At 51.3% G+C, this 232-nt stretch carries 1 protein-coding gene; it reads left to right on the top strand.

Annotated features, from left to right (window positions below):
- Window positions 1-7: 7 nt before the first annotated feature.
- Window positions 8-232 (top strand): ATP-binding protein (locus tag KK078_RS30335; protein WP_254094809.1); only part of this gene is annotated, 225 nt, incomplete at its 3' end.

The raw sequence follows: 232 nt of genomic DNA on the forward strand, positions 1-232 counted from the left end.
CATGCATATGACCCGAAATGCTACCCAGGCGGGGCTTGACCTGATCAAGGACCTATTGGATGTACATATGCTGGAAGAGAACGTTACACCACACTCCCCCACGTTCGACATCAGTGCCTTTATGTTGGAAAAGGTCGATGCCTTTGCGCCCATCGCGATGGCCAAACGTATTCATCTGCACATTACGCGCATAGAAAGTGAGTTGGTACGCCTGGATGCAGACTACCTCAGC

The sequence above is a fragment of the Dawidia soli genome, assembly GCF_018598185.1.
Classification (GTDB): domain Bacteria; phylum Bacteroidota; class Bacteroidia; order Cytophagales; family Cyclobacteriaceae; genus Ohtaekwangia; species Ohtaekwangia soli.